At 64.7% G+C, this 388-nt stretch carries 1 protein-coding gene; it reads left to right on the top strand.

Annotated features, from left to right (window positions below; all coding sequences use genetic code 11):
• A partial coding sequence (locus EN807_RS33010; protein ID WP_135937976.1) for a DUF1326 domain-containing protein occupies positions 1 to 388 on the top strand: 388 nt, incomplete at both ends.

The raw sequence follows: 388 nt of genomic DNA, 5'->3' as shown, positions 1-388 counted from the left end.
ACCTCAATGGCGGCTCGCAGGCGACTGGTTCGACATCTGCAGCTGCGATATCCCTTGCCCCTGCGAGTTCGCACAGCGGCCCACCGGCAATCATTGCCAAGGTGTGCTCGCCTGGCATGTGCGCGAGGGTCAGTATGGCGACGTCAAGCTCGACGGCCTGACACTGGTGGCGCTCGGCGAGTTTGAAGGCAATCTCTGGGCTGGCGAGGCAAGTGCCGTGATGGGCATGTATCTCGACGAAAGGGCGAACGAGCGGCAACGCGAAGCCCTGCAGATGATCTTCGGTGGCCAGGCCGGCGGCTGGCCGGCGGGCTTTGCCGCCAATGTCGGCGAGATGCGTGGCATGGAGTTCGTGCCGATCACTTTCGAGGTGGCGGGCGACCTGGCC

Origin of the sequence: Mesorhizobium sp. M5C.F.Ca.ET.164.01.1.1 (assembly GCF_004792125.1) — a bacterium.
GTDB lineage: Bacteria > Pseudomonadota > Alphaproteobacteria > Rhizobiales > Rhizobiaceae > Mesorhizobium > Mesorhizobium wenxiniae.
The sequence above is the reverse complement of the archived record's forward strand: the minus strand, read 5'-3'. Positions and strand labels throughout refer to the sequence as shown.